At 46.0% G+C, this 17,196-nt stretch carries 17 protein-coding genes, 1 tRNA gene and 1 other RNA gene; 6 read left to right on the top strand and 13 right to left on the bottom strand.

Going from position 1 to position 17,196, the window contains the following annotated elements; translation table 11 throughout:
- Positions 1 to 37 precede the first annotated feature (37 nt).
- Complete coding sequence (gene yihA / locus L0B52_RS01165; RefSeq protein WP_409202297.1) at positions 38 to 634, top strand: ribosome biogenesis GTP-binding protein YihA/YsxC; 597 nt, start codon at positions 38 to 40, stop codon at positions 632 to 634.
- On the top strand, positions 624 to 1,379 hold the full coding sequence (locus L0B52_RS01160; RefSeq protein ID WP_235064708.1) for a TSUP family transporter: 756 nt from the start codon (positions 624 to 626) through the stop codon (positions 1,377 to 1,379). Before yihA ends, L0B52_RS01160 begins: the two co-directional genes overlap by 11 nt.
- A 353-nt stretch (positions 1,380 to 1,732) precedes the next feature.
- Here the strand turns inward: L0B52_RS01160 and L0B52_RS01155 are convergent, their stop codons facing one another.
- From L0B52_RS01155 to rnpB, 9 genes are all read right to left on the bottom strand, one after another.
- Entirely contained in the window at positions 1,733 to 1,945 is a 213-nt protein-coding gene (locus L0B52_RS01155) for a hypothetical protein (RefSeq protein ID WP_235064707.1), read from the bottom strand.
- 470 nt (positions 1,946 to 2,415) lie between these two features.
- Complete coding sequence (locus L0B52_RS01150) at positions 2,416 to 4,092, bottom strand: DUF927 domain-containing protein (RefSeq protein WP_235064706.1); 1,677 nt, start codon at positions 4,090 to 4,092, stop codon at positions 2,416 to 2,418.
- Positions 4,085 to 4,993: a toprim domain-containing protein gene (locus L0B52_RS01145; protein WP_235064705.1), complete on the bottom strand. Its 909-nt coding sequence runs from the start codon at positions 4,991 to 4,993 to the stop codon at positions 4,085 to 4,087. Before L0B52_RS01145 ends, L0B52_RS01150 begins: the two co-directional genes overlap by 8 nt.
- The gene (locus L0B52_RS01140; protein ID WP_235064704.1) at positions 4,990 to 5,367 is read right to left on the bottom strand and encodes a helix-turn-helix domain-containing protein; all 378 of its coding nucleotides are present in this window, start codon (positions 5,365 to 5,367) and stop codon (positions 4,990 to 4,992) included. Before L0B52_RS01140 ends, L0B52_RS01145 begins: the two co-directional genes overlap by 4 nt.
- Complete coding sequence (locus tag L0B52_RS01135; RefSeq protein ID WP_235064703.1) at positions 5,367 to 5,597, bottom strand: AlpA family transcriptional regulator; 231 nt, start codon at positions 5,595 to 5,597, stop codon at positions 5,367 to 5,369. The genes L0B52_RS01140 and L0B52_RS01135 overlap by 1 nt, the downstream gene beginning before the upstream one ends.
- Before the next feature lie 100 nt (positions 5,598 to 5,697).
- Positions 5,698 to 6,516, bottom strand: a complete 819-nt coding sequence (locus L0B52_RS01130) for a hypothetical protein (protein WP_235064702.1) — start codon at positions 6,514 to 6,516, stop codon at positions 5,698 to 5,700.
- A 101-nt stretch (positions 6,517 to 6,617) separates the two neighbouring features.
- Positions 6,618 to 7,820 (bottom strand): integrase arm-type DNA-binding domain-containing protein, encoded by a 1,203-nt coding sequence (locus L0B52_RS01125; RefSeq protein ID WP_235064701.1) that lies wholly within the window; start codon positions 7,818 to 7,820, stop codon positions 6,618 to 6,620.
- A 202-nt stretch (positions 7,821 to 8,022) separates the two neighbouring features.
- Positions 8,023 to 8,099 (bottom strand) — tRNA-Arg (locus tag L0B52_RS01120).
- An RNA gene (rnpB, locus tag L0B52_RS01115) (RNase P RNA component class A) lies at positions 8,099 to 8,435 on the bottom strand. The genes L0B52_RS01120 and rnpB overlap by 1 nt, the downstream gene beginning before the upstream one ends.
- 93 nt (positions 8,436 to 8,528) lie before the next feature.
- Here rnpB and L0B52_RS01110 point away from each other — a divergent pair.
- Both L0B52_RS01110 and L0B52_RS01105 read left to right on the top strand, forming a co-directional pair.
- The gene (locus L0B52_RS01110) at positions 8,529 to 9,125 is read left to right on the top strand and encodes a LemA family protein (protein WP_409202301.1); all 597 of its coding nucleotides are present in this window, start codon (positions 8,529 to 8,531) and stop codon (positions 9,123 to 9,125) included.
- Between the two features lie 12 nt (positions 9,126 to 9,137).
- A complete protein-coding gene (locus L0B52_RS01105; RefSeq protein WP_235064699.1) occupies positions 9,138 to 10,982 on the top strand; it encodes a M48 family metalloprotease in 1,845 nt (614 codons plus the stop codon).
- A gap of 133 nt (positions 10,983 to 11,115) precedes the next feature.
- Here L0B52_RS01105 and L0B52_RS01100 read toward each other — a convergent pair whose 3' ends face one another.
- Genes L0B52_RS01100 through wrbA form a run of 4 tightly spaced genes read right to left on the bottom strand, consistent with a single transcriptional unit; the run spans position 11,116 to position 16,190 of the window.
- On the bottom strand, positions 11,116 to 11,463 hold the full coding sequence (locus L0B52_RS01100) for an ABC transporter (protein WP_235064698.1): 348 nt from the start codon (positions 11,461 to 11,463) through the stop codon (positions 11,116 to 11,118).
- Positions 11,460 to 14,540 carry an efflux RND transporter permease subunit gene (locus L0B52_RS01095; protein WP_235064697.1) on the bottom strand — a complete coding sequence of 1,027 codons (3,081 nt, stop codon included), beginning with the start codon at positions 14,538 to 14,540 and terminating at the stop codon, positions 11,460 to 11,462. The genes L0B52_RS01100 and L0B52_RS01095 overlap by 4 nt, the downstream gene beginning before the upstream one ends.
- Positions 14,537 to 15,598 carry an efflux RND transporter periplasmic adaptor subunit gene (locus L0B52_RS01090; protein WP_235064696.1) on the bottom strand — a complete coding sequence of 354 codons (1,062 nt, stop codon included), beginning with the start codon at positions 15,596 to 15,598 and terminating at the stop codon, positions 14,537 to 14,539. Before L0B52_RS01090 ends, L0B52_RS01095 begins: the two co-directional genes overlap by 4 nt.
- 1 nt (position 15,599) lies before the next feature.
- On the bottom strand, positions 15,600 to 16,190 hold the full coding sequence (wrbA, locus tag L0B52_RS01085) for an NAD(P)H:quinone oxidoreductase (RefSeq protein ID WP_235064695.1): 591 nt from the start codon (positions 16,188 to 16,190) through the stop codon (positions 15,600 to 15,602).
- Between the two features lie 177 nt (positions 16,191 to 16,367).
- Here wrbA and L0B52_RS01080 point away from each other — a divergent pair, with 177 nt between their 5' ends.
- Positions 16,368 to 16,697 (top strand): hypothetical protein, encoded by a 330-nt coding sequence (locus L0B52_RS01080; protein WP_235064694.1) that lies wholly within the window; start codon positions 16,368 to 16,370, stop codon positions 16,695 to 16,697.
- Entirely contained in the window at positions 16,684 to 17,136 is a 453-nt protein-coding gene (locus tag L0B52_RS01075) for a SoxR reducing system RseC family protein (protein ID WP_235064693.1), read from the top strand. Before L0B52_RS01080 ends, L0B52_RS01075 begins: the two co-directional genes overlap by 14 nt.
- The last annotated feature ends 60 nt before the right edge of the window (positions 17,137 to 17,196 follow it).

Below are 17,196 nucleotides of genomic sequence, written 5' to 3'. Positions count from 1 at the left end.
ATTTTATCATAATATGCATAGATCTTACCAGCAATCCATGTTTGCCTTTTCTGCAAACAGCCTTAATCAACTACCCGAGAATAGCGAAGTTGAAGTCGCTTTTGCCGGGCGGTCAAATGCGGGCAAATCGAGCGCACTGAATGCGCTAACCAATCAAAAAGCGCTTGCGCGGGTATCAAAAACGCCTGGGCGTACGCAGTTAATCAATTATTTCACCCTGCCAAAGCCTGATTGTTATCTCGTCGATTTACCTGGCTATGGCTATGCCAACGTCCCTCCTGCAGTTCGTGCGCACTGGGAGAAATTACTCGGTGATTATCTGCTCACCCGTGAACCACTTCGTGGGGTGGTGATTTTAATGGATATCCGTCATCCGCTAAAAAACCTCGATATCACCATGCTTGAATGCTGCGCCTCACGTGGCCTGCCCGCACACATTGTCCTCACCAAAGCCGATAAATTAAAAAAAGGTGCGCAACAAAAGCAACTCCTTTCTGTGGAACGCGAACTGGCGGATTTCCCTTCGCCACTCACCATCCAAACCTTTTCAAGCCTGAAAAAACAAGGGGTGGATAAACTGACCCACCAACTCGATCAATGGACCGGGTTAAATGTTTACAAGCATGAGTTATGAGCTGATTCTTATCCTACTGCTACTCACCGGCATCTTTGCCGGTTTTGTCGACACCATTGCTGGTGGTGGTGGGATGATTACCTTACCGGCGTTATTGATGAGCGGACTACCACCAGATGCCGCACTAGCGACCAATAAACTGCAAGGCAGCTTTGGTACGGTTTCCGCAAGTGTTTATTTTATTCGCCGTGGCGAACTCGACTGGCGGAAAATCTTACCCGGCTTAATTGCTACGATTATCGGTGCTGGCGCAGGCACACTCACCGTCCAATTTTTACCCAATCAATGGCTGCAAACCGTCATCCCAATCTTATTACTCGTCGTTGCCTTCATATTCTTGTTTATGCCGAGTGTTGGTGAGTTTGATCGTGATGCACGCATGGCTTTGCCCCTGTTTGCCGTCTCAGCGGCTCTTCCGATTGGCTTTTATGATGGCTTTTTAGGCCCTGGTACAGGAAGTTTCTTCCTACTTGCCTTAATCACCTTACGCGGCAAAAACTTACGCAACGCGACCATTGAAGCCAAAGCCTATAATGCAGCAACCAATGTGACATCTTTAGTGCTATTTATGATCGGCGGCAGTATCGTTTGGTTATCAGGGCTCGCGATGGCAGCTGGTCAACTGGTCGGTGCGCGTATCGCCTCAAACCTGATTATTGATAAAGGGAATGCACTGATCCGGCCAATGGTGATTATTGTCTCGATCATTATGAGCGCGATATTGGCTTATCGCTACTGGTTATAAGCCCTGAAAATGGTGTCCTCGGCAGAAATCAAACTATATATTTAACCATTTGTTTATATTGAGTTTATTATTGTGGGTAAAATTATTTACCCACTTTTTTACCCACATTTTGCAATTCAGCAAACAATTAAAAGCCGATTTACCATCGCTAAGACATTGCAACAATTCACCACTTACCGCATAAAATGTACTGATAATGATTACTATTAACTGGTAAAAACTGGATTAGCGATTGCTTTGTTATCTGTGTTTCGGTCTTCAGGGTGAAGCGCCCGAACATTTACCCCCTAGTGTTCGGTTAGGTGTTCAGGTTGCGCGTATGTATGTTGTAAGTTATTGATAACTAACATTATTTACATTTGCGGGTGTTCGGTTTTGGTTTCCGTTAACGCTCTAATCTCTCGCTTAATATCGGCTAAGCGGTCTTCAATGTTCCATAGCGCATCGGCGACTATCTCCGCTGATAGCTGTTCGAAATTGTTATCAGCTGACAAGCAAACGATAGCGGCTTGCGCTTGTGATGTGAATCTGTCTAGGTTGTCGATTGTGTCATTAATGTTTTTCATTTTAAGTTCTCCTTGTAAATGATTGCATGGGGTAAGTTTTAAATCGCTGATTGTATTTATAACGCAAAAATAGGTAGTAACGGTAGTAACGGTAGTAACGGTAGTAACGGTAGTAACGGTAGTAACCGCATTGATTTATAAGCGGTTTTTCTTTGCCGTGGTAGTAACCCTAGTAGTAACCGCATTGGTAACCATCAATTTTAATAGATATAGTTACTACCCAGTTACTACCAAGTTACTACCTAAGTTACCACCTAAAACCCAGTGTTTACTAGGGTGTTACTACTGTTACTACCTTTTTCTTGATTTCTTCATAAATAGGCATATACTCAAGTAAAGAGCACGTTTCATAATAATCTCCATTTTCTATGTACTTGTGCTCGCGAGTGGTCGCTCCTTCGGTCGCTCGTTTTTTTAGCTGATAAAAAAACCACCGCATCGGGTGGGCTTGTTTGTGTCCTGATGGTTTATTACTCAGGTGGAGCTATCCCTCGAAAGCGATATACCTTTATTGATTCGCCATTGAATCTACGTACATGTTGCCAGCCCTTGCCTTTCGGCTTGTTTAACCATCCCATATCGTTACCCAGTACTTGGGTAGCTCGATTCATCGCAGCGGCATTGTCACCTAAAGCAAAGTACTTTTTGAACATGGCAGGCAATACATCATAGATTTTCCCCTCGCCATCATCAGCGACAAAACCAACATAATCACCACTGAATACATGGTTTGTGCCTTCTGCAATTATGCTCACAAATTGCGGCTGCAGTGTCGGCATGGTATCAATCGCGTTTTCTTTAATGCGCTCATCTTCATACAGTCCTTGTGGCTGCTTCTCTAGCCAATCAATCAAGCAAGCATTAACACCTTCTCGCGCATCGCTTTCATCGATACCGATAATGCCGTATTGCTTCGCCATGATTAAACCAACATAAGCAGCTGCAAATAATCTTGCCGCCCTGCTTTGCTGCTTACCCATGGCATGATTGCTTATTAGCTCATCAAGAAAGCGCTGGTATAGCTCTTTAGCGCGCTCTTTAGCTGCTGCCTTATCTTTAACAATCTCAGCGATAAATACGCGCCCTGCTTCGCCATAATAGCGAGTAACTGCATCATTGATATGGTCGGTAAACGCTTTCATGCTCTCAAATCCATGCGCAGCTTCAAGCTCATGACTGATTGAAGGGCAACGCACCAACTGGCCAGCCATAGCTTGTTTGCCATGCCGCGCTAAGTGCTCATCCAAGGTTATCTCGCCTGATGATACCCCCAAGACACAAAAGCGCAATTCGGGACGATTACCACCATCTTTAGCGCCTTGTATCTTGCCTTTGCCGTTGCTGATGCTGTATGTACATTGAGTAGCAGCATTGCCTCGCTCATCCTGTCCAATCTCATCAAGAGATAGCAGGCCGTTGTTCCTGGCTGCTGCTGTATTGGTCAACGCATAACCTGTGCCATTCCAAGTTTCACAAGAATGTATGCCATGCCCCCATACCGATTGTGCTAATCGTTGAGCGGTGGTTTTGCCGCCTGAGCTGCTTCCATACAAATGTAAAATGCCACCCTCGATACCAAACCATTCAATCATTGGGGCAGCAAACGCTGCGCCCATCATCAAACAAAAACGGCTATTACCTACGATATAGCGCCCAAGGTGCTGCTGCCAATCCTCAAGAGTACCAGCGACACCATACGCGCTGATTTTTTGCGGCCTCTGAAATAAAACGCCATCCGCTTCACCAATGATTTCACCGCTCGGCAAAATATAAGCATCACCATGCCAACCTGCTGTATCAGTCAACGCCCACCGCTTTAATATATCGCGTGTTTGTATAAACTCCACCAGCTTATTTTTGCGCCTTGTATCGGGTGGTATGCCACGAATAACACCGCGCATCACTTTCCATCCTTGGTTATCGCCCAAATCAGCCCAAGCCAAAGCAAACAGCTTATTATCGGCTTTCAATATGTAATAACGCACGCCATTATCATCAATAGCATCACCTTCAACGGTGAAGTAATCGCAAATCTTCTCTGAGCTGCTGCCATTGTGAAAAATGCCTTCATCGGTAACGGTGAATTGTTGATTAGTTACTTCGGTAAGATTAATCCCTAGCTTTTCCAATGCTTCAATTTCACTCATTGTCACCACCTCGCAATACATCAAGCCAATCAGCGCCTGATTGCTCAGGTATAGCTATTTCGCAGCTCATGCCCTGCTTGATAGCACGCGCTTTTAATCGCTCACTGGCTTGTATGCCTGCATCATCATTATCAGCAAAGATACATAGCTTCTTAATTGGTGGCAGTATGATTTTTTCCATGCCGCCTGCGCTCAAGCAAGCCCACACTGGCAAGCCTGTTATCTGTCGCACTGCTAATGCTGTTTCTATGCCTTCAGCAATTGCTAGATATTCGCTTGGTTTATATAGCTGTACTGCTGCACCACTAATCGCGCCTGAATAGCGAGTACGCATTTTCTTTGCAGGGTAGCCTTGCAGCTTGCGGCCTCCACTAAGATAAGTTAAGTGCAACCCACGCAATTCAGCGCCCATAGTTATCGGTGCGACCATACAATCAAATCGCCCGACCATCCGCCCATCATGCCAATAATCAAGCTCAGCAGCTCGCAAAATCGCAGGCGGTGACAAATCCAAGCCCCTGTTATACAGATAGCTTGCTATAAAACGCACTGTATCGCCAAATGAAGCGGTTTTACCAAGTATGCGCTGAATGGTAGCTATATCGTCTTTAATCAGCTCTGGTGGCTTTCTACGCTGTTTTGCTATTGGTGCGCTGGCCGATGAGTAACCATTTTCACGCGCTAACTTGATTAGATACCCATCAGGGACGATACCATCAGTAATGCTATTCCAAGCGCTGCGCACATCCTTCACGCTCTCAAAATTGGCGGCTGGTTCACACCAAGCCACCACATCATCAAACGCAATCCCAGCAGTTTTACATGCTGCCAAAACGCCAACCCAATCATTCCTCGGCATGTTCGGATCAATAAAGCTTAGCGCATCAGAATAGATACTCATGCTGCACCGCCTTCACGCAATATTAAGCGCGCTTGATAAACTGCTTCAATCCATTTTTCACGCTCTTCAGTAGAAAGCTTGTAAAGCTCACTAGGTATCAACCGATAACGGCCATAGCTTGCAGTGCGCCCATCAGCACATGGCGCTGTTTCATCCAATGTTTCAATATCCCAGCCATAGGTATGCCGTAACTCATAGATATAAGCACTTAAGCGTGTAGTACTCAGAATCTTAGTAGCATCATGCTGGCTTAATGTTTGACCTTCTAGCAATCGCGCCAACAATTCAGCTATAACTGACTGAAGTTTTTTTGGTAAGATATACCCTGAAGCAGTTGGGCGGCTATCTTGTATTGGGGTAGCTGCCTTTTTCATTACGCAACCCCCATGCTTTCATCAAGCCAAGCAAACAATTCACCTGCAGTCCAAAACATCCCACGTGTATGTGGGTAGCTTCTCGGTTTTGGGAATTTATCCGCTTTCATCAGCCTGCGAATGGTCGCCTCTGAAAGGCTGGTTAAAATCACCACATCACGCATGCGCAAATTGGCGTTATCAGGTAATCCGCGATAATTAATATCTTGCGGTTTTTTCGGTGTAGACATATTAAGTCCTCTATTAACTAACGAAGCAGCCACTATGTGCTAAGGGGTATCGTAGGGTTAATAGATTAAGTAAAGCCTAATTAGGTTTTGGGTTTCCTAATTAGGTTTTTCTTCTGTCCAACACATCACCAATTTGTTTTAAGTATTTCCTGATTGTATCTTCGCTCATATCTATGCCCAGTTGTTGTAGCTCAATTCTGACACCTTTTGCCCTGCCTCGCTCTGATGGGTTAAAAGGATTCATCTTACAAACTGCCGCAAGGATTAGTAATAAGGACGCTTCTTCGCGAGGGTGTATATCTGTATTTTCTTTCTTTGTTGAATACGATGCTAAAAAACTTTCGATTGATTCAATCGTACATACATAGCTTGCATACTCCATACTATCAATTCCAGAAGCTGGTATATCTTCTCCATTAAGTTTCTCTTTAACAGACAATATCTTTTGTCCATCTTTTATAAAAAAACCATCAATATTTATATACTCAGGGGACTGGATTTTTACTTCCTGATAAAAAGAGTTTTCTATATCCAATCTCTCATTACCAATCATTGCTAAATAATACGGTCGGCCAGCTTCCAATAATGAGCGACCCACTGGTTTATACAAAGCATCTTCTGTCGGTAAAATTGTAAAAGCCAAATCAGATTCTATTAATTTTTCAAATAGAGACTTATCGTCTTTAGGCGTGTGTTTATTAACAATCTCCTTATACACCTGAAAAATCTCATCTGCTTGTTTTTCATAAACTATACAACCCACTGTTGTTGATGTAGTAATGAAAGATAAATTTAACCTTTTATTAAAGGCCAAGTGATATATATCCCCGATACTTATATCTTGCTTAAGCTCTCGCGACAATATAGATGCCGCTTCATTTAGAGTTACCCATTCTTTAGCTTTTGAAATAATATCCATAATCGCCCCCACAGCGAAACCCTAAAAAGATGATTATGCCAATGGATAGGGTGTCCACTTTCGCCCCGTCAGGCTAGGCATAACCAAAATCATTAATCAACTTAACTGTGCTTTTCTGCTTCTTTCGCTTGCGCTAACAATCCATCAAGGTAATCAGCCCATTCCTGCATCATCTCGCGCCTTGGCTCAAGGTATCGTGCTTTATTGTAAACAGCACGTGTGCCTCCGCTCACATGCGCCAACTGCATCTCGATATGGTCAGCATTGTAGCCTTGCTCATTAAGCAAAGTACTTGCTGTGTGTCGCCATCCATGCCACGTGATTACATCGTGCAATCCATTCCTGATTTTCAAGCGGTGCGCAGCGCCTTCACTGATGGGCTTCCCAGTCCTTGTGTTAGCTAATACATATTCACAATGCCCAGTGTGCTGCTTCATCTCTTCAATAATCGCTAATGCTTGCTTGGGTAATGGCACAAGATGTTCACGCCTTGTTTTCATAGCATCAGCGGATTTCTGCAGCAGCGCTTCTTCTAAGTTCAATTCATCCCAGCGCATCGTGCGAAGCTCTGATGGCCTAGTGAATAACATAGGCTGCAACTTAATAAACGCTCTTACCGCTGGTAGTGTGGTTTCTGCACGCTCAAGCGCAAGCAACACTCGACCTATTCCATCAGGGGTTATCTCATGCCGCATATTTTCAGCATCATGCTTAGATAGCACACCATGCAAGCCTACTGCTGGATTGCTTTCTCTGATGCCAAGCACTACCGCATAAGTTAAGATGCGAGTAACGGTTCTAAGGCATTTACGCGCTGTTTCATGCTTGCCTTGCTTCTCAAGTCCTTGTGCGAATCTCACAATCTCAGGCGCATAAATTTCCCGAATATCTGAAGCACCAAAGGCAGGCAAGATATAGAGATTTAAAAATCCATTTATTATTTTGATATGTTTCTTACTCCACCCCTTTGTTTCACTGGTGACAGCCACCCAATCAAGCGCGAATTTATCAAAAGCGGCTTTTTCTTCAATCTCTTTTTCTTTCTTCGCCTGCTTCTTCTCGGCCATCGGGTCAATACCATCGGCCAGCTTAAGTTTAAGTGCTGCATGCGCTGCCCTAGCTTCTACTAAGCTAACTTGTGGGTAAACGCCATATGATGCAGTTTTAGCCTTTCCATCAAAGCGATACCGCCCCTGCCAATACTTGCCCGATTTTGTCACACGAAAAGACAAACCCCCACCATCGGCATACTTGCCAAGCTCAGCAACGGTTTTGCAAAATCTATCTGAAAGCTTACCTGCCATATTAACGCCTCATGCAAACAATTCTTGTGGTGAGTTTTTGTACTCTATAAAAAAGGGGTTATTTAAATTTACCCACATTTTTACCCACACATTTAATGTAATTGCATCATACCCCAAGAAGGGACAAGAAGGCTAGAAGCTTACTAATAAGCTGATTTTAATAAATAATAAAGGGGTTCTGAAAGATAAAGAAAATAATATATGGTGTCCTCGGCAGGAATTGAACCTGCAACCTTTCCCTTAGGAGGGGAACGCTCTATCCAATTGAGCTACGAGGACAGTTGAGTTCGCCGATAAGCCGGGTTCTGTCGTGGACAATCATTCATCTGCGATAGCAGTTACCTGCTACCTCTAGCAACCTACCCGGAATCACGACGGGCCGCCGCATCGATTCCCTATTTGGTCTTGCTCTAAGTGGGGTTTACCCTGCCACTTGTGTTACCACAAGCGCGGTGCGCTCTTACCGCACCATTTCACCCTTACCCTTGCAGGCGGTATATTTTCTGTGGCACTTTCCATCAGCTCTCGCTGCCCGGGTGTTACCCGGCACTTCGCCCTATAGAGCCCGGACTTTCCTCCAATGCTTAACGCATCAGCGATTGCCTGGCGAACTCGGCGGCGATTGTATGCGAAAAATCAACAAAACCCAAGCGTTAATAGCGTGATAAAATGCGCTTGCTGCATTCAATACCATTAACAGGAGAAGTTATGGACGCTTTGTGGGTCAAAGTAAGTTTTGGTATTATAGTATTGATTATATTGGTGTTTATCGCCATTTATAACAGCCTCATTCGTCAACGTAATGATGTCAATAATGCTTTTTCGCAAATCGATGTGCAATTGACGCGTCGTCACGACCTGATCCCTAATTTGGTAGAAGTAGCCAAAAAGTACATGCAACACGAACAGGAAACATTAACCAGTGTCATTGCTGCACGTAACCACGCCTCAGACGTATTAAAAAATCCAGGTGAAACAGGTGGTCTACCGGATATAGCCAAGCTTGCTGGTGCGGAACAACTGCTTGGGAAAAACATGGGCGCGTTTTACGCCACTTTTGAAAATTACCCTGATTTGAAAGCCGATGAACGCGTTGCCGAGTTACATGAAGAGCTAAACTCCACTGAAAACCGTATTGCTTTTGCTCGCCAGCATTTCAACGACAATGTCACCCAATACAACACGTATTCACAAACCTTCCCCAACAATATTGCCGCTAAACTATTTGGTTTCAAAGCGCACCAATGGCTCGAATTTGACGATATTGAATATAAACACCAGCCCATTAAGGTTGATTTTGGATAATGTTTAAGCGCAATGCCATCTTCCACACTATTTCAGCTTCATCACCAGGAAGCACTGCGTACCAGTAAACGACTTAACCGCTATTTCTGGTTTGGTGCCATGATAAGCGGCCTATTCTACGCCGTGATCAGCTTTTGGTTGATACAAACTATCTTTGGCAGTAACCATTGGCTGGTGGATTTAACTAACCCCAAAATATGGCTACCCAGTGCCGCGTTTACCACCACCGTTCTGATAACATTACTCTATGGCTATTACGAAGCACGTCGCCGTTACAGCGAACGATCCGCGATTGAACATCTTGCGGCTCTAGGTGGTGAATTGGTACGTGCTGTCATCAACCCCCGTGATCGGCAGTTAATTAATGTTGTTGAAGAAATGGCGATTGCTGCCGGTGTTTTACCACCAACCACCATGGTATTGCGTCGTGATTTAAGCATCAATGCGCTGGTCATGGGCGGCGCAAATAACAGCATTGCTCTAGCTGTCTCACAAGGCGCGTTAAATTATCTCACCCGCGATGAATTACAAGCCCTAGTAGCACATGAAATTGGGCACATCGTCAACGAAGATATTGCCATTTATAGCAAGCTATCTGCCATGCTATACGGCTATTATTTACTCAGTGAATTCCGCCACCGCAAAGATGAACACGTCCACACCGCGCCGGAGAAATTTTGGCATTTAGGCGATATACGCGGGGTATCAAATGTTAGCATCGTGATTAGTGAACTCATTGGCTTTAGCGGAATCATCATGATGCTATACGGACGATTTATGCAAGCAAAATTCGCGCGCGAGCGCGAATGGATGGCCGATGCTCGATCAGTTCAATTCACCCGCCATAGCGAAGCATTAGTCATGACCTTAAAAAAAGCGCTGGCACTTAAAATACACAATGGTCAGCTCATTCACCCAGCACGCGCACAACAGCATTTTCTTTTTTTGCTTTATCACGAAGCCCCATCACTATTTGCTACACACCCACCACTGGAAGAACGCATCAGCCGCTATGGTACTGTTGCCAAAAAAGAGGAGCTTGAGGCCATCGTTTTTAAAATGCGCCAGCAAATGAGTAAAAGTGATACGGATAAACCACAAATACAACATAAAGCATTATTTACCGCAAGTATTATCTATCCGTTGTTAATCGCGCAAGAACAAGAATCTCAACCGCTCACGCCCTTGGATACACCCACCACGGAACACCGTGAGGCGGCAATTCTGTCATTTTTTATCTACCACAGCACACAAACTCTGTTTGAACTGCGTTTTAATAACATCATTGATCAGCACCGTGAAGCTCATTGCGCACGCTACCTTAAGCACCTAAGTGAGGTTCATCCATTAGCGCAATTACCATTATTCACCCATTACCTACACGATAGTAGCCCCGAAGAACATAGAGCAATTCATGCCTTACGCCAACAAATCAAATTACTCATTCAACTAGATCATGAATTTAGTTTTTTTGAATGGTGTTACTACCTTATATTACGTAATTTTTTATCTTCCTCAAGCGAACAAACGTTAGATTATCGCGCCGTGCAAGTACATATTGAGCAAGTACTTGCGCTGTGTGCCAGCCTCAGCAGCGAAAACGAAGCCAAACAAAATGCGTATTATCTCGAACTCTGCACACAGTGCCTGCCGCTATCCCCACAGCCTTATACCGCACCACTCACAACGCCTCAAAGTCGTATCAATAGTAGCAAGGCTGTATTGATGCTGCGCCAACTTAAACCAATTTACCGCCAGCAACTACGCTACTCTCTCAACACATTTTGGGAAAATCAAGAACGTCTTACGCTACCAGCACTTTATTTGCGTTACACACTCAATCAATGCTTACAGTAAGGCCAACTTCGTCAAAGTGATAAAGCCTCATAAAGTGAATGGGCCGTTTATACGCACCTATATGCGCGAAAATAAAACAAAATGCTGCATGTATACAGCATTTATTGTCAGAAACACCGAAACGCAGTAAATATTACTTTTTATGGCGCCTTTTTTGGAAATTATGCAAAATCGCACCGATTTCCAGTATGAGCGCCCACAAACATAACCACGCACCAAACAGTGCTCGCCCCCAGATCCACACCACGCCACCAAAAAATAGATAGATGGGTGCCAACAGCGCAAGCGCGGCAAAGGCTCTGGGTTGTTTGATGATTGCTCGAGGAGTATAGAGCAGCAATGGCAGGAGCGTCATTGACGCACCAAGAATCATCTGCATCGGGCTTTCGCTACGGAAAAACCATACGGCGGTTGCATAACTTAATAATAACGCTACCGCCGAAATGACAGTAAGCCAGTATCCCCATTGTTGTCGCGTCATTGAGACACCTCTTTGTGTGAACCTTTGCCCCATAGACGCTTAACAAACTGTGCCAAATCATCCATAAAAGTATAAAACGTCGGGATAACGATCAAACTGAGCATGGTTGAGGTAATCAGTCCACCGAATACGGCAATCGCCATCGGGCGGCGGAAACTGCTATCAACCTCACCCCAGCCAAAAATTAACGGCAACATCCCTGCGCCCATCGCTATAGTGGTCATAATAATCGGCCGAGCACGTTTACGACACGCATCCAGCAAGGCTTCACGTCGCACCTTGCCTTTTTGTTCGGCAATAATCGCGTAATCAACCAACAAAATAGAGTTTTTGGTGGCAATGCCCATCAGCATCACCAAGCCAATCAATGACGGCATCGACAGCCCTGCGCCACTGAGTAACAGCCCAACAAACGCCCCGCCGACCGACAAAGGCAGCGCCATAAGGATCGTAAACGGATGCAGAATGCGGTGAAATAAGAGTACCAGCACGCCAAAAATACACAGCACCCCAACCATCATCGCGATTTTGAACCCGTTAAAGAGTTCTGCCATATCGCCAGCTTGACCCAGATCGGTTGTCTTCACCCCAGCCGGTAATTGCTGCATCGTTGGCGTATTCTTAACCGCTTTAACCAATGCACCCAACTCACCTTCGTTATTCTCTACTTGAATGGAAATTTCACGCGAGCGTTCAAAGCGGTTGATCGCCGATGGGCTTGAACCAAAATGCAGACGCGCGACATCACCGAGACGCACCGGGCCTTGGTTGGTGCGAACAAGTAAGTTTTCTAACGTCGCGATGTCGCCACGGTATTCTGGCGCCAAGCGCAATAGGATCGGAATGCGACGTTTATCGACGTTGAGTTTCGAGAGTAACTGCGCATAATCACCCATGGTTGCCACGCGAATGGTTTGCGCCAATGCCGCTGTGCTCACGCCATGCGCGGCCATCGCAGTCGTATCCGGGATGATTTGCAATTCTTCACGGGCAATCCCTTCATTGCTGCGTACATTGCTCACCCCTGGAATGTCGCGTATCTCATTCATCAACTGTCGTGCAGTACGGCGCAACAATGGCCAATCCTCCCCAGTCAGCGACACTTTATAGCCACTTTCCCCACCGTTATTCAACCCAACCTTAAACCGCGCCCCGGGAATGGATTGTAATCGCTCACGGATTTTGGCTTCTATCGCCGTCTTATTGATCCGTTCACTACGCGGACTCAACACCAGATTCAGCGCAGCTTTACGTGTCGAACCATGCGCACCGGCATTGCTCGGTCCATCCATACCCGCTTGCATGTGGCCAACGGATGAATACACCGATTCAATACCGTCTATATCCATTACCGCACGACGCGTCCATTCGCTCACTTCTAAGGTTTCTTCAATCGTTGCCCCAGGTGCTAGTTCGATTTCCACCCGAGATTGGGAAAGATCATCAGCAGGTAGGAAATCACTAGGTAAAAGCCGCGCAAGCGCTAATGAGCCCACAAATAGCACAATCGTTAAAGCAAGCGTTAACCAACGCCAGCGTATCGCCCAATCAGCAAGCCTCAAATAGGCGCCCATCAACGCGCTTTCTTTATATTCACGAGGTTTTTCTGGCTTAATTAAATACGCAGCCATCATCGGTGTGAGCAGGCGCGCAACCAATAAAGAGGCAAAAATAGCAATTGAGGCTGTCCAACCAAACTGTTTAAAAAACTGACCAACTACCCCACTCATAAACGCGGTTGGTAAAAACACCGCAATCAGGGTGAAGGTTGTCGCAATAACCGCCAAACCGATTTCATCTGCGGCTTGCATCGCCGCGTCATAAGGCGTTTTACCCATTCGCAAATGACGCATAATATTTTCGATCTCAACAATTGCATCATCAACTAGAATCCCGACCACTAACGACAGTGCGAGTAAAGAAATCAAATTCAGACTGAAGCCTAACAGATACATGCCAATAAAAGTGGGGATAATCGACAGCGGCAAAGCAACCGCAGCAATCAGTGTTGCGCGAATATTACGCAGGAATAAAAAGACCACGACAACTGCAAGCAACCCACCTTCAATGAGCATTTTTAGCGATGCCTGATAATCTTGTTCAACTGGTGTTGCCAGATCATAAACACGCTCAAAACTAAGATGCAGCTGCATTTGCATTAGATCAGCTAATGCTTCATCCACCCTTTTCGCAACCTCAACCTCACTCGATCCGCGACTGCGCGTGATTTCAAAAGCGACCACCGGTTCACCATCGAGCATGGCAATCGAAGATTGTTCCGCATAAGCATCGCTCACCTCAGCAATACTCGATAAGCGTACATTCGCGCCTTGACCGATCGGCAAATATAAATTGGCTAAATCATCAACATTCGTGACCCCACCTAACGCGCGAATCGGTTGCTTATTCTCCCCGATACTTGCCTCGCCACCAGGGGCGTCTTGTTGTACATAATTGAGCTGATTAGACACATCATTAATGCTTGCACCAGCAGCTGAAAGCGCGAGCGGATCAACATCCACATGAATTTCACGCTCCAAGCCGCCCACACGCACGATACTGCCTACGCCGTTGATCCCTGATAACAATTTGCTGATTTCATCATCAACATACCAGGAAAGCTCACCAATGCTTAAGCTATCGCTGGCAATCGTGTAGGTGACAATCGGAAAGCCACTGGTACCGACTTTTGAAATGATCGGTTCTTCGGCGTCAGCGGGCAAGTCACCACGAATCTCATTAACTGAGGAGCGGACTTCATCAAGCACTGTTTGAATGTCATAACCCAGGCGAAATTCTATCACCAGCGTCACCGCACCATTTTGTACCGTGGTATAGATGCGTTTTATTCCTTCGATGCCGCTGACCTGGTCTTCAATAACCTTGGCAACATCGGTTTCGAGCTGTTCTGGTGAAGTACCCGGCATAATCACGGTAACCACGACAACCGGAAAATCCATATCCGGGAACTGTTGGACTTTCATTCGCTCAAAGCCGAGCCAACCCCCAACGGTTAGCAGTACAAATAAAACAATCGCAACTAACGGATTGCGGATTGAATACGCTGAAAAATTCATGAGTCTTGACTCGGTGTGCTCACCACGCGAACCTCATCGCCTTCGTTTAAAAAACCGCCACCGCGCACGATTACTCGATCGTTTTCTTCTAACCCTTTTTGTACCACCCATTGGTCATCGAGTCGATCACCTAATTCAATGCGTATACGCTGGGCTTTATCTTGATCATTCACGCGCCAGACGTAGGCAAACCCATCTTCACGCTGCACGCTGCTCGCCGGAATCAGCAACTGCTCACTTTCGCCCACAGCAAACGAGCCATTGACCAGCATCCCCGCGCGTAAAGCAGGATCTTCTTCGAGCAACACAAAAACGCGCACTTCGCGACTTTGGGGATCAACCGTTGGCGCAATATTATAGACTTCGCCAGTAATATTATTACCATCATCTAAGCGAACCGTGGCAGGACTGCCGATCTCGATCCCTGACACTTTGTCTTGACTCACTTTTGCCTGCCAGGCCAAACGACCATCAACAATCAAACTAAACAACGGTTGGCCAATTGCAGAAGTTGAGCCTAACACAGCTTGTTTATCGCTAATAACACCAGCGACTGGCGCACGTACCGTCGCATAATCTAAGCGTAATTCTTGCGCGGCCAATTGTGCTTTTGCGCCACTGAGTTGTGCGCTTGCATCATCGTTTGAGGTGAGTAAACGCTCGCCTTCCACGCGACTAATCGCATTGGATTTCAATAGACGTTGTGCACGTGCTGCATTATTGCGCGCTTGGCTTAGCCCCGCCTCTGCTTGGCGCATTTGTGCTTTGGCTTGAATCAGCTCCTGTTCGATCATCGACTGATCATAACGCGCAAGCACTTGCCCTTTCTCAACCCGATCACCAATATCCACCAGAATTTCTTCAAGCGTTGCCCCATTTAAGCGCGCATTAACCACCGCCTGTTCTTTGGCTTGTAGGTAGCCGATAGCGTTAATTTTTTCAGTCACCAAACCCCTCTGCGGAGAAATCACTTCAACGGTCAAAGCGCTTTGCGCCAAGAGGATAGGGGTGGCGGCCAATATAAACAGCGTGATAAAAAAGTGCGTCAAACGGTACATATTAATCCTTGTGTTGCGCTTTAAGCGCCCATTGCGCTAATCGCTTACCCTGAGCTCGTGCTAAGCGACGTTCTTCTTCGCTAAGTGTTGCGCTATCACCGACATGGGTTACGCCATAAGGTGTCCCTCCACTGCGGGTTGCGTGCAAATCGCCTTCACTATAAGGAATACCGCAAAGCACAGCGCCATGATGCAGTAGCGGAATCATCATATTGAGCAAAATAGCCTCTTGTCCACCGTGCATACTTCCACCGCTGGCAAAAACGGTTGCTGGTTTGTCGATCAGGGCACCGGATAGCCACAGGCCGATATGCTTGGCAAAAAAATGCTGTAATGGGGCAGCGAGCTGTCCAAAATGAACTGGCGAGCCGAGCGCGAGTGCCGCACAATCACGTATATCTTCAGGTTGTACGTAAAGTGCACCTTGCTCAGGGACGCTCTTGCTGTCAACACAAGCACCATCAACAATCGTGGGCACTGTGCGCAGCACAGCCTCCACACCGGCAACCGCTTCCACACCCTGTAATATTTCATCAGCCAAAGCCATGGTTGCGCCACCATCGGAATAATACAGAATCAGTACTTTGCTCATCGCACAACTCCCAATCACTTCTTTGCACCTCAACTAAGGATAGTCGATACTGTCAATTCAGCCTAGCGTTCTAAAACAGGCAATACTAGAAAACTTATCACTCGTGCTATGATAGGCACAGTTATTAGGCGCTCTTAGCCATACATTCAGCTAACACAGCAGAGTATCATAAAGGGTATGAACAAAAATCACACAGTTTTTTTAATCATCAGTAGTAGCGCAGCATTGCTTCTCACCGCTTGCGTGAGTCATCCTTCTGCATTCCAACAAATCAGCGATGCACAAGCCGCCTTAACCAGCGCACAAGACCGATACCAAGACATCACTTGCGAACAAACAAAAGCACCTCAGCCAATTTGTGCCGAACTAGCACAAAGTAAAACCGATTTACGCGCCGCACGCCAGGCGCTTAAATCTGGCGATGAAGCCTATGCTAAAGCAAAAGCCGAAAGTGTGCTTAAGCGCGCGCAGCAGCTGATTCGTCGAGGCACAGATGTCACAAATTGAAGTCACCATCAGCGCTGTTGACGATCAGTGGGTTAGCGTGATGCCGTCGAATGAAATCGAAGATTGTCCAAAATGCCAAGCGGGTGAAGGTTGTGGCGGGAGACCGTGGTTTCGTGGTTTTTTTCGTCAGCGTCATGCCATACGTCTTGCCCAAACCACACCACCGCTTAATATTGGCGACCATGCCCTGCTCGAATTACCGAGCACAGCGCTCAACCGCGCAAGTTTTTTAACTTATGGCTTACCGCTTGTGTTGTTCATTCTCAGTATCGCGGCTACCCAATCACTCGTGAGTGAGGGACTGCAAGTGTTAATCGCTACAACCCTATTAGGTCTGAGTGGTTTTGTTGGTTATGCGATTAATCATCACAGGCTTCGCCAACAGCTCTTTCTCAAACCGCTAACACCACAAAAACACCCTACTATTCACCACCCATAATAGACGCAGGCTTATTCCTACAGCTTGAGATAATTAACCTTGACAAGCTTTATCCTATCC

Source organism: Suttonella sp. R2A3 (assembly GCF_021513215.1).
In the GTDB taxonomy this organism is placed as follows: domain Bacteria; phylum Pseudomonadota; class Gammaproteobacteria; order Cardiobacteriales; family Cardiobacteriaceae; genus JAHUUI01.
This window is presented reverse-complemented; position numbering and strand designations above follow the sequence as displayed.

Excerpts from the sequence above, each read along its gene's own strand:
- L0B52_RS01105 (WP_235064699.1), top strand. The coding sequence starts at position 9,138 with ATGCCATCTTCCACACTATTTCAGCTTCATCACCAGGAAGCACTGCGT.
- wrbA (WP_235064695.1), bottom strand. The coding sequence starts at position 16,190 with ATGAGCAAAGTACTGATTCTGTATTATTCCGATGGTGGCGCAACCATG.
- L0B52_RS01150 (WP_235064706.1), bottom strand. The coding sequence starts at position 4,092 with ATGAGTGAAATTGAAGCATTGGAAAAGCTAGGGATTAATCTTACCGAA.
- L0B52_RS01095 (WP_235064697.1), bottom strand. The coding sequence starts at position 14,540 with ATGAATTTTTCAGCGTATTCAATCCGCAATCCGTTAGTTGCGATTGTT.
- L0B52_RS01135 (WP_235064703.1), bottom strand. The coding sequence starts at position 5,597 with ATGTCTACACCGAAAAAACCGCAAGATATTAATTATCGCGGATTACCT.
- L0B52_RS01075 (WP_235064693.1), top strand. The coding sequence starts at position 16,684 with ATGTCACAAATTGAAGTCACCATCAGCGCTGTTGACGATCAGTGGGTT.
- L0B52_RS01145 (WP_235064705.1), bottom strand. The coding sequence starts at position 4,993 with ATGAGTATCTATTCTGATGCGCTAAGCTTTATTGATCCGAACATGCCG.
- L0B52_RS01140 (WP_235064704.1), bottom strand. The coding sequence starts at position 5,367 with ATGAAAAAGGCAGCTACCCCAATACAAGATAGCCGCCCAACTGCTTCA.
- L0B52_RS01100 (WP_235064698.1), bottom strand. The coding sequence starts at position 11,463 with ATGACGCGACAACAATGGGGATACTGGCTTACTGTCATTTCGGCGGTA.
- L0B52_RS01155 (WP_235064707.1), bottom strand. The coding sequence starts at position 1,945 with ATGAAAAACATTAATGACACAATCGACAACCTAGACAGATTCACATCA.
- L0B52_RS01110 (WP_409202301.1), top strand. The coding sequence starts at position 8,529 with ATGGACGCTTTGTGGGTCAAAGTAAGTTTTGGTATTATAGTATTGATT.
- yihA (WP_409202297.1), top strand. The coding sequence starts at position 38 with ATGTTTGCCTTTTCTGCAAACAGCCTTAATCAACTACCCGAGAATAGC.
- L0B52_RS01130 (WP_235064702.1), bottom strand. The coding sequence starts at position 6,516 with ATGGATATTATTTCAAAAGCTAAAGAATGGGTAACTCTAAATGAAGCG.
- L0B52_RS01090 (WP_235064696.1), bottom strand. The coding sequence starts at position 15,598 with ATGTACCGTTTGACGCACTTTTTTATCACGCTGTTTATATTGGCCGCC.
- L0B52_RS01160 (WP_235064708.1), top strand. The coding sequence starts at position 624 with ATGAGTTATGAGCTGATTCTTATCCTACTGCTACTCACCGGCATCTTT.
- L0B52_RS01125 (WP_235064701.1), bottom strand. The coding sequence starts at position 7,820 with ATGGCAGGTAAGCTTTCAGATAGATTTTGCAAAACCGTTGCTGAGCTT.
- L0B52_RS01080 (WP_235064694.1), top strand. The coding sequence starts at position 16,368 with ATGAACAAAAATCACACAGTTTTTTTAATCATCAGTAGTAGCGCAGCA.